General features: G+C 53.0%; 7 protein-coding genes and 1 tRNA gene. 5 read left to right on the top strand and 3 right to left on the bottom strand.

What is annotated here, in order from left to right; all coding sequences use genetic code 11:
- Nucleotides 1-17 precede the first annotated feature (17 nt).
- On the top strand, nt 18-1,157 hold the full coding sequence (locus SH302x_RS20520) for a GNAT family protein (protein WP_479364503.1): 1,140 nt from the start codon (nt 18-20) through the stop codon (nt 1,155-1,157).
- On the opposite strand, the gene SH302x_RS20515 is transcribed toward SH302x_RS20520, so the two are convergent.
- Nucleotides 1,154-2,209: an ROK family protein gene (locus SH302x_RS20515; RefSeq protein ID WP_479364501.1), complete on the bottom strand. Its 1,056-nt coding sequence runs from the start codon at nt 2,207-2,209 to the stop codon at nt 1,154-1,156. The two genes, SH302x_RS20520 and SH302x_RS20515, sit on opposite strands and share 4 nt — an antisense overlap.
- Nucleotides 2,210-2,291: 82 nt before the next feature.
- Complete coding sequence (locus tag SH302x_RS20510; protein ID WP_479364499.1) at nt 2,292-5,669, bottom strand: serine/threonine protein kinase; 3,378 nt, start codon at nt 5,667-5,669, stop codon at nt 2,292-2,294.
- 254 nt (nt 5,670-5,923) lie between these two features.
- Here SH302x_RS20510 and SH302x_RS20505 point away from each other — a divergent pair, with 254 nt between their 5' ends.
- The 4 genes from SH302x_RS20505 to SH302x_RS20490 all read left to right on the top strand — a co-directional run bounded on the left by SH302x_RS20505 (nt 5,924) and on the right by SH302x_RS20490 (nt 12,420).
- A complete protein-coding gene (locus SH302x_RS20505; RefSeq protein WP_479364497.1) occupies nt 5,924-7,159 on the top strand; it encodes a Glu/Leu/Phe/Val family dehydrogenase in 1,236 nt (411 codons plus the stop codon).
- Between the two features lie 76 nt (nt 7,160-7,235).
- Nucleotides 7,236-7,319, top strand: a tRNA-Leu gene (locus SH302x_RS20500).
- Nucleotides 7,320-7,580: 261 nt separating this feature from the next.
- Nucleotides 7,581-11,756 carry a DEAD/DEAH box helicase gene (locus tag SH302x_RS20495; RefSeq protein ID WP_479364495.1) on the top strand — a complete coding sequence of 1,392 codons (4,176 nt, stop codon included), beginning with the start codon at nt 7,581-7,583 and terminating at the stop codon, nt 11,754-11,756.
- Nucleotides 11,757-11,841: 85 nt separating this feature from the next.
- On the top strand, nt 11,842-12,420 hold the full coding sequence (locus tag SH302x_RS20490) for an RNA polymerase sigma factor (RefSeq protein WP_479364494.1): 579 nt from the start codon (nt 11,842-11,844) through the stop codon (nt 12,418-12,420).
- A gap of 2 nt (nt 12,421-12,422) precedes the next feature.
- Here the strand turns inward: SH302x_RS20490 and SH302x_RS20485 are convergent, their stop codons facing one another.
- Complete coding sequence (locus SH302x_RS20485; RefSeq protein WP_479364493.1) at nt 12,423-15,137, bottom strand: protein kinase domain-containing protein; 2,715 nt, start codon at nt 15,135-15,137, stop codon at nt 12,423-12,425.
- Nucleotides 15,138-15,320 lie beyond the last annotated feature (183 nt).

Genomic DNA, 15,320 nt, shown 5'->3' with positions numbered 1-15,320 from the left:
CTCGCGGAGGCTGAGTTTTGTATACGGTAGAAACAGTTGAAAACAAACTGCAAGAGCGCGAGTTCATGGACTTGATCTGGCGCCTGTACCGAGATGACCCCAATTGGGTGCCTCCGCTGCGACAAAACCAAGAGGAATTGGCTGGATTTCATCACCATCCATTCTACGAGCGAAATCTGGGGCGGGCCTTTCTCGTTCGCCGCGACGGTATCGTGGTCGGCCGAATTGTGGCGATTGTGAATTACGGACACAACGAACGTTTTAAAGAAAAACGTGGCTTTTTCGGTTTCTTTGACTGCGAAAATGACCCACAAGCTGCGCGATTGTTGTTCTCTGCTGCTTCAGACTTTTTGCGAATGTATGGCATGACCGATATGCGGGGGCCGTGCAATCCGTCTTTGAACTATGAATTGGGATTGCTGGTCGATGGCTTCGACACCCCCCCCACGTTTATGATGACCTACAACGCGCCTTACTACGAATCGCTGGTCACTGCTCATGGCTTCGAAAAGACGCAGGATCTGTATGCATTCGAAGGTGAAGCTTCGATGCTAGAGAAACTTGATCCAAAGCTTTACTTCGTCATCGAAGAAGTCAAACGGCGATTCAACGTCACCGTCCGCAAGGCAAACCCACGCAAGTTGCTGGACGAAGCACGATTGTTTGTCAAACTGTATAACGAAGCCTTAATTTCCACTTGGGGGTTCGTCCCCATGTCGCCAGCCGAAGGCGAACATACGGCTGAAGGTTTGCGATTGCTGCTAGACCCTGATTTGACGACGATCTTGCAAGTCGACGGAAGACCCGTCGGAGTGGTACTTGGGCTGCTGGATTATAATCCGTTGATCAAAAAGATTGACGGGCGATTGTTCCCGTTCGGATTCCTGCATTTGCTGTTTGGACGCAAGAAGATCAAGCGCATACGCATGGTCAGCAACAACATCCTGCCGGAATTTCAACGCTGGGGCTTAGGCCTAGTCGCCGCCGATCGTATTACTCCTGATTGCTTGGCTCGCGGCATTCATGATTGCGAGTTCTCCTGGGTCTTGGAAAGCAATCAGCTTTCTCGAGGTTCGCTGGAACGCGGCGGTGCTCGCCGAACCAAGACCTATCGCTTGTACGACCGCAGCTTATCGATCCCGTTTGAGCAGACCTAGTGGTGCTGCTCTTTTGCGAATGCAACGGCGCCAATCACTGGAGCGGTATCGCCACATACCGAAAAATCGATGCCGTTAAACGATCGAAAACCATCTAATGCAAATTCGCTATAAGCCTGGCGCACTTGTTGGAGGTAACGTTGCCTTACGGACGAAGACAAATCACATACGCCTCCACCGATGATGATGGCATCGTAGTCGCCGATGTAGTTCAAGCTCAGCAGACCGATTCCCAACGCACGAGCTTGGTCATCAAACAACTCGTTAGCCAACGCGTCACCGGCTGCGGCCAATTCTCGCAGAGTCTTTGCTTTATCACGTACCGTTCCCGGTCGATGGTTCAGTTCGTGGTCTTGCCAGGCTGGCAACTGCAGTCGATAAGCCAACTGGTGTGTCAGACCGGTCAATGAGATTGCCGATTCGGTCGTCGATTTGGCGTTTCCGACGACTAACTGAGAGTCTTGCGGATAGCGAAATGCAGCAGGAGGCAGGAAGATATGTCCGCCATGGCCAGCTCGCCCCGCCACACCGCGGACCACCTTGCCATCGCGAACTTCGCCTCCACCCAAGCCGGTGCCCACGATGACCATGAACATCGACCTCAAGCTTAAGTCGGCTTCATACAGTTGGGACTGCTGCCACCGCCAGCGACCGCTGCGAACCTGAAATTCGCCCAACGCCGCTGCTTGACCATCACCGATATAGACCACTTCGCTCTTAAAGCCGGTCTTCAGCAATTCTGCTTCTAAGCCGCCACGAATCGAATAATTGTTCCACGCAGGATGTTTCAAATTCGGCGAGTTCAACAAGGTCCCGTCCAACGTGGCAGGACCGGGCGTGGAAAGCCCAACAATCGCAATATCGCTCAGCAAGATATCTAAGGCGGAGGTCGCCAAAGCGAGTTGGGCAGCGATCTTTTGCACTACTGCATCAGGACCCGCCGAAGCATCCGTCGCAAACTGCTGGGAAACCCAAACGATGTTATGCTGAGCGTCCCCAATGGCCATCGTGGTGGTCGTTCCACCAATGTCTATACCAACGTAATACTTCAAAGTGTCCTCCTGCAACTGAGCGGTTCTACACGTTGGTTCAAGTATAACACCCACGTGGCCGCAGGCGACAACCTACCTTTTTTTACTTGCCGCCTGGAATCACAAATTCTTGTGGCAAGGTCAGGTTAGCGCTAGCTGCCGCGGCGCGCGTGGTGATTTCGATGATACGTGCATCAGCATCCTTAACCACCCAAACCAGCTTCTGTTCCACTTCGTTTGCATTCTGGACGGTGGTTATCGGATTCGCTTTGCGCACCAAGCTAATCAAGACTTCGCGGAATGGCTTATTTTCATGGCGGAAATCGCGAATTTGCTGATTCCGTGTGATGCCGTCCTTTTCTAGTGCGCCACCATTGAGCACAATCTGAATCTTGGACAGCGGATTGTTGAGACTGGCGTTAAAGGCATCCGCGACCTCGCGCGAGCCGGCCTCCAAAGACTCTTGGTCAAAGCCGATCGTCACCGGTAACTCAAGTGTTTCCTCCATCGACATCGCTTGGGCTTGGCCAGTGGTCGGCGATGCGGCAGCCAGCATCGGGCTAGCTTCCAGCGGTGTTCGCAATGACATCCAACTAGCAAACAGTAAGTTGGGGGCAGCTTTGGCAGGCAAATAAAAGTTAGCCACCGTATGTCCGTCTTCAATGCCGGTTCGCCAATAATTCTGCCAAGTACGCAACTGCTGCGGCAGCCGGAATGCAACTTTGGCCCAGTAAGGATTCGCTGAAAAAGTGCTCAAAGCCGACTCGGCTTGATCGGGCAACGCTTGCAAGATCGACTTCAACTGGTTTTCCACTTTGGGGGCAATCTGAGCGCTCTTGCCCACGATTCGTAACTCGCCATACCAACGCTCCTTGAGGTTGCTGGAGAGCGATATGGCTGCGATCTCTTCTTGCATTTGCACTCGCAAGAAGGGCAGCAAGCCTGCCAAAGAATCTTGTAATGCACCGCGACCACTGCTCAACATAAGATTGGTTGCCGAAATATAAGTCACATCGTTCTGGCTGCAACTGTTGGCAAGCAACGTCTGCAAATGGCTGGTGAGCGGAGCGATCCCCCCCTCCACTGCGACCAACTCTTGCAACAATCGCGGAATGCCAACCACCAACGTCTGGGATTTAGAACTGTCGCTCGTATCCAATGCGACGATGATGCTGACGGTGGCATTGGAATTCCGCTGAAGCTTTTGATTCCCAAACGTAAGCTCTTCGCTGGGAGTCGTGAATGGATACTTGGCCATCAAAGTGCTGACGTCGGTCGGTTCTTTTAATTCGCCTCGGATCACCAGATCAGGCCACTGCGAGATATCGCTGGGGTACAGTCCGATTGTGAGCTGACGCCAGGCATCCAGCGGCAACGGCAGATTCGTCTCAAGCGACGACCGCAACAGAGCATAGGCAGGCGCGAGCACGGCATCAATTTCGCGATAGACGCTCTGGCTCTCGATTGCATTGGCGTTCAAATGTAAGAGCCCTTGCAAACCAGGAGGCAACAGATTCAAGCGTATCGGATCAGGCACATGCGGCGGTGCCCACAACGTTTGCTGGTCGTCGCTGACCAAATTGAATTCCGATGCGATTGGGTCCGGGGGGGCTGAAGGCCTAACCCCGGAATCGGGCTGGCGATTGTTCCCCGCGGTCGTTGGTGGAGTGCTTGTGCTGTCAGCGACCGGTCGCGGTTTGGGTTTGACCGTGGTCGGTTTGCTGGACATCAAAGTAAAAGTCAGCACACCAACCAAAAGCAACGAACCCACGCCAACGGCTGGTAAGAACCAGACTGGCCGTTTGCGTTTGTTACCACGCGGTGACCGCACGGATTTGGTCGCCGCCATCGCTTTGGATTTGAGCGGAGCTGGGGAAGCGACCTGCAGCGGCTTGGAAGGTTCGTCTGCGGCGGCAGCCGTGTTCAGTCTGACCGGTTCCGCTGCAACCTCGTTTGCACTAGCGGCAGTCTGCTCCACTGCCGGTTGGATGGCTGGGGCCGCTTGAGCTGGAGTTGCCTGAGGTTGAGCCGGGGCAACCACTTCTTTTTCTTTCGCGACAGACTTCGCTGGTGGAACTGCAGGCTTGGTTGGCGGCTGGGAGCTTGGTTTGGCCGCCTTTTGAGAAGTTGGCTGAGAAGTTAGCGGGGCTGGAGCCTTGCTTTCGACTGTCTGCGCTGCTTCTTTGGGGCGAGTGAGCTTGCTAGGTGATGTTGGCTTATCAGGTGATTCAAGTTTGCTGGCCAGCGTTTGCTTGTCAGTTGAAGCAGGCTTGTCAGTTGAAGCAGGCTTGTCAGTTGAAGCAGGCTTGTCAGTTGAAGCAGGCTTGTCAGGTAAGGCAGGCTTGTCAGGTAAGGCAGGCGATGGTTTTTCGAGTTCCGGTTGAGAGTCCTCTTTCCAAGCGTTGCGTTTGGCGACCGGCTCTGCCAAGCGTTCTTTGGCAACAACCGGGGGGGCTGTTGTTGAGCCATGCAATGCCGTCAGGAATTGCTGGACGGAGCGAAATCGAGCCGCTGGATTTTTGGCGATCAGATGGTCGAGTACCCGCTGTAGGTTTCGATCAAATCCGGAAACTGCAACGGGCTTGCGAGCCGAGTTCAAAATCGACTTCACCATCGTCGCACTAGGTGCGTCATCGATCAACGGTTGGCCCGTGATCAATTCGTACCATAAACAGCCGAGTGCATATAAGTCGGTCGCGATGGTTGGCTGTTGCCCAGGGGCCGTGAACTCCGGGGCTGCATAGCGCATGCGCTGGGCGGCGTCGACTTGAATGGCGGCCAAGCGATTTGCATCTAGCAGGGGATTGGCGGGTAAGAAAATTGGGTCTCGCAACAAGCGTATCGTCTCGTCACCATCCCACCATACGCTGTGCATACCGACATCGCCGTGTACCAGGTCGGCGGCATGGAGGCGATCTAAAGCCATGGCAACTTGGAAGACGATCGCCCGAGCGGTGGGCAGCGGCATGGCAACGCCTTGCATTGACGACAGCAACGATCGCCCTTGGGCGCTGCTGGACGCGATGCACAAAAAGCCGTCGCTGATTTGCGGTTCGCTTAAAAAGCAAAGCAAGTTGTCTTGCACAGCAGCGTGGGCACGCGCTAGTTTCAAGCTGGGCGGGTTTTGGCGAAATTGATCTCGCTGCAAGAAGTCTTCCGGGATCGCTAGCAACCAAAAATCGCCTGCTGCGGCATCGTGTTGGCAGCGATACCAGTTCGGCAGAGTCGGATCGTTGATTTCGCCGATGACGGTATAGCTTCCGCAGCGTAGAGGCCCTGCTTTTTGACCTAGGGCGACTTTGGCTTGATAGGAAGTTAGCTTTTTCTGTTTGATCAGCCAACTGGCAACCGCAGATGCTTCGAGCATTTGGTCGGCAGAAATTTCCGACGACATTTCCCCTGCCAATATTCGGCTAGCGTCCGCGGCGATCAAGCCGGAGGCTTCGAGCTTTTGCCAAAATTGAACAGCCGTAACAATCATTCCGCTTGCTTTCGATTGCGTGGAGTAAAGGGAAGTTCAGCGTATCGTAGGAGATTGTGGCGAACCGGACACACAAGTTATCGTAAGAATCGTGCCGCGTTTAGGGGATTTGGGAACAAGGGCACGGCTACCGGGAACTTGTTTTGTCGCTACGATTGTGACGACAGGACACCTTCCGAATCCGCCTTGTGGATATCTACGAGTATAACTGCGATTTCGCTTCTTGGATTTAGCCTTACATATTAAGTGGAATAATGAAACCTTCGGACGCCATTGCCAAATATTTTCACCAAGCCGCAGATCAATTGGATATGCCAGCTTGGGCTCGTCATAAGCTGATCAGCCCCCGGCGCGAAGTTTCTGTCGAAGTTTCCTTTTATCGCGACAATGGCGAGCTGGAAACGCTGACTGGTTATCGAGTGCAGCATGACAACGCGCGTGGGCCGATGAAAGGTGGCTTGCGATATCATCCGTCGGTAGATCTGGATGAAGTTCGTGCTCTGGCAGCTTTGATGACGTGGAAAACAGCCGTCGTCGATTTGCCTTACGGGGGGGCAAAAGGTGGAGTGGCAGTCGACCCTAAACTATACAGCCGCAAGGAAATTGAAAGCATCACACGAGCTTTCGTCGATAACATCCATGATATCGTCGGCCCGGACACCGATATTCCCGCGCCCGACATGGGGACGAATCACGAAGTGATGGCTTGGTTTCGGAATCAATGGGAAAAGTATCACGGATTCAACCCTGCGGTGATTACTGGCAAACCTGTCGAAGAGTATGGAGCTACAGGTCGCGAAGAGGCTACAGGGCGCGGCGTTGGCCTGCTTGCGGTCAAATGGATGAAGCGGATGAATTTACAGCCCAAGAATTGCCGCGTTGCCATCCAGGGCTTCGGCAATGTGGGTTCGCATGCTGCGAAGTTTATGTGCGAATCGGAGTTTCCCATTGTTGCCGTCAGCGATGTGAGTGGAGCGTACTTCAATCCTAAGGGTTTGGACATCACCGATTTATTTCGATACACGCTGAAGAATCGTGGATCCTTGGAAGGCTATCCAGCGGCTGAAAAGATCCCAGGTGATGAGCTGTTGACGTTGGATGTCGACCTGTTGGTTCCTGCAGCGCTGGGTGACGTTATTACAGTCAAGAACGCGGAACAAATCAAAGCGCGAGCGATCATTGAAGCGGCTAACCACCCGGTATCTCCTGACGCCGATGATATCTTGAATCGGCGCGGGATTATGGTGCTGCCAGACATTCTGGCTAATGCAGGGGGTGTGACGGTCAGTTATTTTGAGTGGGCTCAGAATCGTCAACATTATCGTTGGGGATTGGATCGCGTACGTCAGGAATTGGACCGCACGTTATCGACCGCTTTTGAAAACGTTTGGAGTCAAGCGGCCGAGGCTCAGGTTTCGTTGCGCACTGCGGCGTTCATGATTGCGTTGAAGCGAGTTTTCCGCGCCACCGAATTAGCTGGTTTTGCTTAACAGCTCTATTTGCTTTAAAACAAAGCTAGGGAACTTGACCGATGCAAAGCCAAGCGATAATCTCTAGCACTCACTTGCGGATATGGCGGAATTGGCAGACGCGCTAGACTCAGGATCTAGTCCTCGAAAGGGGGTGGAGGTTCGACTCCTCTTATCCGCACTCTTTCTTCTCTGGTTTATAGGCTTTTCTAAGCCTGCTGGTACTTGCTGAGTGCCCATGGCATTGAGAATGCGCAAGCGAATGCAGCACATGGTCGCCAGCGTGTTGTCTCTTACATTTACCATTGCAATAGCGATCTAATCCAAGTGCTAAGCCTGGGCACTGGCATCTTCGAGCCGAAGGCTCGGTATTTCTGTCCGTTGTAGGTCACTTCACAGTTGGTCGCTTCACAAACTTCGAAAGGGTTGCCAAAATGCGGAAATGAATAACCTCATTCAAAACTACATCCAGCAAGACGAATTCGCCAAGAGCGTACTGCTCATCTTGGCATTCCAAGATAGACCTGATGATTGGAGCAATGGTGTTAAGAACGTTGACCATTTTGGTTTGCGGCAAAGCGGCAGCAAGAAGATTACTCAAGTCTTGTTGAAATCCTTAGTGCAGCAGTGGTCACAGTTGGGGTTTCTGGACGTTCAATCGGGCTTGATCGTTCCCCAGCTACTGGACTACTTGGTTCGCAGTGCTCTCGCTAGCGACGACTCACGTCGGTATTTGAAGCTTGTACAAGATCGCCCTTATTGGCAACGTAGAAACGCGCGACTGGATTTCTACATTACCTTCTATTCCCAAGACTCCGAATCTTGGAAAAAAGATCGGGATTACAACACCGATGCCAGTTTGCCGCTTTTGGTACCGTTTGACAAAAGTGTCTTCGAGCAATTGAAGCCTGAGTTCCAAATGGAGTTCTTCAGATCGGTGATCCCACACTGGATTTTGCACGCAGATGCCGATGCAAACGCAGTCGAAGAATTTCAGCAGTATCTCGATTCGCAAGACAAGTTGCCTGACGCGTTGCTGCCAAAGCTTTTGGACTGGGCGATCGCTGCTGGTGATGTCTTGCTGTTGCAGAGAATCCATTCTCAAACGCAAGGCAAGATGTTCGATGTGGAAGGATGCTTGCGATTGTTGCAAGGGGAGACAAATGAAGCACTCTTGCTGCTTGCCAAACTTATGACAAACCGCTCGAGTGCGCGGACACTTTCCGAGTCAGGTGGGCTTGCTTTCTTGGTCGCCGCGCTGGCCGCAGTCGCGGATCTTCCGCAAATCAAGTCGGAACTGGCGTACAAGACGGTAACGAACACCTTGAAACATCAGGCAACGCCTTATAAGGATGCATTCGCGGTCGCTGCCCGAGGACTGTTGGCCTCGAAAACGCCTTGTGGAGCAGATATGTTGATCGAGGAGTTAAATAAGTCCAAGGCTCTGCCTATAACGCGATGGGCGAGCGGCTATTTGCAAGCTTGGTTAGCTTCAGACGCTGGTGCGGGCAAGTTTGTTCGTGGATTACCAGAAGCGGCCGAAGAATTTCGCGCCAGTGGATGCTACTGGCTGGCCGCCGAGACCTTGGCGGCGGCAGGGAAATCCCGACTCGAATTTGCAGATAAGCAACGAGAGCTCTCCGAAAAACTACATCAAGAACGCAGCACTTCCAGTCTGCTTGAGATCGTGCAACCTGAACCAACTTGGTTGCGCACATTGGCGGCAATCTCGGAGCTTGGCTCGCAACGCAAACCATCAATAATCACTTCCGACGACCGCTCTTCGTCCAGCGACCGATTAATCTACGAGATGTTTTACAATCAGCATGAATTTGGTCTGGAGGTCTATCATCAAACACGCAAAGGCGCTGAGTGGTCCAAGGGGCGTAAAGTCGCTTTGTCTCGTTTATACTCGCAACAAGATGACCCCGAGTTTTCGTTCTTGACCGAGGAAGATCGGGCGTTGTGCAAAACGCTCAAACACTGGCAAGAACGAGGGAGCTACGGCTACCCAGAAGAAATAACTAAGTTTCAGCAAGGCACTGGCGCTCGCGCATTGATTGGACACCCGCGAATTTATCGATACGGCAATCGAGACCAATTATTGGAGGTTGTAGAAAAGCCGGTTGCATTGATCGTTCGTCAAATCGATGACTCGGCGATTGAATTATTCCTTGATCCGCCGCCCAACGATTCTGCTCCAACGCAATTCGAGACGACTGGTCCGAGCCAAGTTTCGGTGACATTCTTTGAGGAGCCGCATCGGAAACTGCAAAAACTGTTGAACGGAAAACTTCAGGTGCCTAAGTCTGCGTCCGCCAAGGTCCTTGAAACAATTACGCATTTGGCAGCAGTTGTCACGATCCATTCCGAGATCAGCGACCTTGGGCAAGAGGCGGCACGACCAAGCAAGCACGCTCGTGGCAAAAGTGGCCAGCGTAGCCTTGAATCAGCCCCTGATGCTTCACCTCTAATTAACCCGGCAAAGAAGGTGCCAGGCGATCCGACAAGCCAGCTTCACCTGTTGCCCAGTGGCGATGGCTTTCGCGCGGAGCTCTATGTTCAACCTTTCGGTGCTAGTGGGCCTGCATGCCGCCCCGGCGAAGGTGGCGAAACGCTGTTCGCAATGATTGATGGCGAAGCTACATCCGCTACTCGCAATTTCGAGCAGGAAATACAGAACGCACTCTCTGTAATCTCGCAATGTGCAACGTTGGCAGGTTATATGAATGAAGCATGGTCGGCGAGTTTTGCTTCCCCGATTGAAGCCCTCGACTTGCTGGTCGATTTGGAGCCGCTGGTCAAGAACAAAGCAGTTGTAGTCCATTGGCCCAAAGGCAGGTCGTTGCGACTGGCTGGTAGTGCCAGCGACGCGATGATGAGAGTTCGAATCCGAAAAGACAACAATTGGTTCGCGGTTTCCGGAGAACTCAAGATTGATACGGATCGCACGTTGGATTTGATGCAATTGATAGAACTAGCGTCTGCATCTCCCAGTCGTTTTGTCAAGTTGGAGGCTGGTGAATTCCTCGCGCTGAGTATGCAACTACGGCAACGCATCGAAGATTTCCGCCTGTATGGTGACGGTCGGTCGAAGAAAGGCAAATTGCGTTTTGGCGCTGTACACGCAGGACTGTTGGCGGACCTGGGCGAAATGAACGTTAACGCTGACGTTCACTGGAAAAACTGCCTGCAGCGGATGCTGCATTCGTCCGAAATTGATGTTTCCATTCCTGAGACACTGCAAGCCGAACTGCGTTCGTACCAGGAGGAGGGCATGGCTTGGATGCTGCGGCTAGCAGCATGGGGCGTGGGCGGCTGCTTGGCCGACGACATGGGGTTGGGGAAAACGGTCCAAGCGATTGCAGTACTGTTGAGTCGCGCTGCCGATGGCCCAGCGGTTGTCATTGCTCCAACATCCGTCATCCATAACTGGCATGAGGAGATCAAGCGATTTGCACCGACACTACAACCTCGCATCTTGGCCGAATCGCCTCGCAAAGAATTACTCGAATCACTCGCGCCGCGAGACGTCCTGTTATGCTCCTACGGCTTGATGCAAAATGAAATCGAAGCGATCGAGAACATCAACTTCAATACGCTATTCTTGGACGAGGCTCAAGCGATCAAGAATTCCGCGACGCTTCGTTCCAAAGCAGCCAAGCGATTATCGGCTAACTGCCGTTTCCTGCTGACGGGCACACCGATGGAAAATCATTTGGGCGAGCTATGGAACCTGATGGATTTTTTAAACCCCGGTTTGCTGGGTAACGCCGAGAATTTTCAGGAGCGATTTGCCATCCCGATCGAACGTGATCATGACCGGTCGGTGCGGCAAGCACTTAAGAGAGTGGTAGCCCCCTTCCTGCTGCGGCGCACGAAAGCCCAAGTGCTGAGCGAGCTTCCTTCACGCACCGAGATCACCTTGCGCATCGAACCCAACGCCGAAGAGATCGCGTTCTATGAAGCGATTCGGATGAGGGCAATTGAGAAGCTGAATGAAGCAGTGGACGGCAAGCCTAAGCCGCTGCAGATTTTGGGCGAGATCATGCGCTTGCGACGCGCGTGCTGCCATCCCAAACTAGTTCTGCCCGATTCGCAAATCGAGAGCTCAAAGCTCGCGCAAACGCTCGAGACCATCGACGAGCTTCGCAGCGGTCATCATCGCGCGTTAATCTTTAGCCAATTCGTCGACCACCTGCAATTGCTCCGCGAACAATTGGAGCATCGCAACATCAAGTATCAGTACCTGGATGGCAGCACCCCCGCTCGCACTCGTGCCGAGAGGGTCGAGGCGTTCCAGGCCGGCGAGGGGGACGTATTTCTGATTAGTTTGAAAGCTGGAGGAACGGGACTGAATCTCACTGCAGCGGATTACGTGATTCACCTTGATCCATGGTGGAACCCTGCGGTGGAAGATCAAGCGTCCGATCGAGCGCACCGCATCGGACAGCAACGCCCTGTTACCATTTACCGAATGGTTCTGGCAAGTACGATCGAAGAGAAGATCTTGCAACTCCACGCAACCAAACGCGATCTTGCCGAAAGCCTCCTGGAAGGCAGCGAGCACAGCGGAAAACTAAACGCCAACGAGCTTCTCAAGCTAATCAAGGATTGACATTGTCGACGCCATAGGACATAAGCAAGCTTCGTCTCCTTGTGAATGTTTTGTTGAACTCCCATTTGGCGCCAGGCTGGTGGCAATGCTCACAACAACCTCCTTGACTCTGCTGGAACGACTGAAGTCACCTGACCAACGGGAGCGCGATCAATCGTGGAATCGCTTTGTGCATATCTATACACCGCTGTTGATGCACTGGGCAAGAAAACAAAACTTCCAAGAGTCTGACGCCACTGACCTGACTCAAGAAGTTATGCTCAAGTTGATGTCTGCTTTACCGACTTATCAGCGTTTGCCAGGTTGCTCGTTTCGCGGTTGGTTGATGACGTTGCTGCGTAATCAGGGGCATGACTATCGGCGGCGAAAGTCGACACGCAAACTTTCGGAGGATACATTGGTTGACGTGCCGGTCGGCAGCCCCTATGTCGACCTAGAAAAGAACGAGTACCACCAATGGGTTATCCATCGCGGATTGAACCTTCTACGCGACGAATTCTCGCAGCAGACTTGGGACGCGTTCGAAGGCGTCACGATTCGCGAATTGCCAGCCAGCACGGTCGCCAGACAGCTAGGGATGACCACCAATGCCGTCTATTTGGCTCGCCATCGCGTGCTCGCTCAACTGCGGGAAGTCCTGGCCGATTTCCTTGACGAAGATTGAGCTTACCATCTGACAACGCTCGTTTGCGGCAACGAGTTACGCAACTCTTCGAATCCTTCCGGCGTGATCTGGCTGCCCACTAGGTGCAAGGTCTTCAAGTCACGAAGTTTGGCGAGAATCGGCACACAGGCATCCGACAGTTGACCTTCATGAATCCAGATGTCTCGCCACGGTTTCGCTCGATTCGCCAAGGCCTGAAGCGTTTGGTCCGTGAGGTGCGGCGAGCCAATACTCAATTGGGTCAGTGATGTGGACTGTGCAAGCTGTTCGAGCCCTTCGTGACTCACGCTTACCCGAAACATGGCAAGCGTTTGCAAGCTGGGCATTCCCGCCAGCAGTTTCACTGAAGCTTCCGAAATTTTTGCGCCTGCGATGTCCAGCGATAGCAGCCTGGAAGATGGCGCACTGGCAATCGCTAAGATACATTCGTCATTGATCGGACACACATGCAGATTCAGGACCTCCAGTGCAGGGGCTTGTACAATCGCAGCCAACCCTGCTGGATCGTTAACTTGGCAGCCATGGAAGTTCGCCGTTCTCAAGTTGGGCAAGTCCTTCAAATAGACAAAGCCTCTTCCCGAAATTTGATTGCTCTCCATCGTCAGCGACTCGAGATTGGGAAAGCGATGAAAGTGTCGCAGCGTCGCGTCGGTAACTTGCGTCACCGACAAATCTATTTCGCGAATTTTGAGCATTCTGGACTGACCTGCCAAAAAATCGCCGTTCACTGTTAAGCCCGGAAATGCAAAAGATTCCAACATCGGTAACTGCATCAATGGAGCGACATCGGCATCGCGGCAATTGCCCTTGAAGAATCGGCAATCTTTAAGCTTGGTCAGTCGCAACAGTTGCTCAGCACCGACCTTCGTAAACCTTGCATGGAGCCATTGCAGATGCGTCAGCTCAACGCACTGACTGAGGTACTTGCAATACTCGTCGGTCAAGGGCAACGAAGCAGCAACTACTCGCAAATTCTTCATGTTGCTGATACTTTGGAAGAACAAAGTCGGATCTCGTAGCTGCGGCACATGGCTTACATCGATCCATTCCAACTCCAAGCGATTAGCGATGCACTGGGCGAATAACTCATCCGTCAGATTCGCATTGTGTTGCAACCGAAGTTCGACCAGCACCGATCCTGGCTCGAAATCGCTGGGCTGTCGCGCCTCTTTGCGCTGGCCCTCGGGCAAACGCAGAATCATAGCCGCACCGATATCTAGCAACTTTTCAAAGCTGCCTCGTTCATCCAAAGGCTCAAAATTATATTCAAATGGAATGACAGGTAGACTTGCTGGCGGCCCGCTCATCGAGGTTGTCGCCATGGTGGCCTCTGGCAAGCCGACACTGTTTTGCAATTCGGGATTGTGAGGAGCTTGCGATGGCTCGACGGTTACGGACAGCGCTCCGGTTCCTTGAATAGTGACTTTGGAATCATTGGTCGTCTCTATTCTGGTTTCTGCTCCATCGGGTTGCTTGATGGTGATGATGACTCCACAGGCGATGACTCCCAACATCATCGACAGTAGGCCCGCCGCAATCCAAACGTTGCGACGCGAGTATCGCCTTGCCGAAGTTCGCACCTTAGGATTTTGCTTTAAAGGCGCAATCCGTTTTGCTGAGGGCAGCTTGCTACGAAACTGATCTAGCACTTGGGTGACATGCTGAGTTGTTGGTGGCCGTTGTTCGGCCGGTACTGCCATCATGGACTCAATCAACTGGGTTAATGGAGCAGGGACTTCCGGGCGTAGTTGCTGGATTGGGGCTGGAGGACACGTTAATAGTTTGGATAAAACTTCCAACAAGCTTTTGCCTTCAAATGGTTTCCGTCCCACCGCCGACTCGTAAAGCACACAGCCCAACGAAAAGATATCCGTGCGAACATCGCAAGGTCCGCCCTGGGCTTGTTCGGGAGCCATATAGCCTGGTGTTCCCAAGATGTGATTAGTCTGCGTCAACCGTTCGTCAGCGGAAACGCTGCGCGCTAGCCCAAAATCAAATAAACGTGCGCGACGGATACTGCCATCCGGTCGACGTTCCAGCCAAATGTTGGATGGCTTGATGTCGCGATGGATGATTCCTGACGCATGCGCTGCCGTCAAGCCAGCCGAAAGGTCTGATGCGACTTGGAGAATCGCTGAGACACTCAGTGGCCCTCGCCGCAATCGACTGGCCAGCGTTTCGCCATTGAGCAATGGCATGACGAGGTAAGACAGTCCATTCGCTTCCCCAGCGCTTAAAACGGGCACGATCGACTCATGCTCAATCGCGGCAATGGCCTGAGCTTCTTTCATAAAGCGTTTATGATGCTCGGCAACACCAGTCAGTTCCGCTCGCATCATCTTGATAGCCACGCGGCGATTTAATCGCAGGTCGACCGCTTCGCAAACCACTCCCATACCACCCCGTCCCAAAACGTTGACGATCTGGTAATGATCTAACCTTGCGGGAGGTTGCCACGCCGAATCTGCGAACACTACTCCGCTTTGGCTAGCGTCGTGCACCTTTTGGATGATGGAATCGATGTTCCCGACCGACGATACATTCAGTAACGCTGCGGCCCGGATGTGTTGCAACAAGACATCGGTCTCGCGTGAGTCATCTAAGGTACTGGATTCCTTTGGGTTGTTGGCCAGCCAACGCGCGACTGTTGACAGCTCGGTCGGCGATGCCATGCCTTTTGCAAATCGCTCCAGGGATCTTGAATCAGGCCTTTGCATCGTGTTCATCTCAAACAAACCCACCGATATCACTTTGCATATTCTAAAGCATTTGCTACCCGGGAAAAAAGTGCTTGGGCTTGCGAAATCGAAATCCCGCAGTGCCATGGCTGCGGATGGATTTCATGGCGAGCCCATAAATATAGAACGCTTCCAACGGACAAATACTTTCACAGGAAAGCG

This window comes from Njordella calcicola (assembly GCF_056494125.1).
Note: the sequence above shows the minus strand (reverse complement) of the source record. Positions and strands in the feature narration are given on the sequence as shown.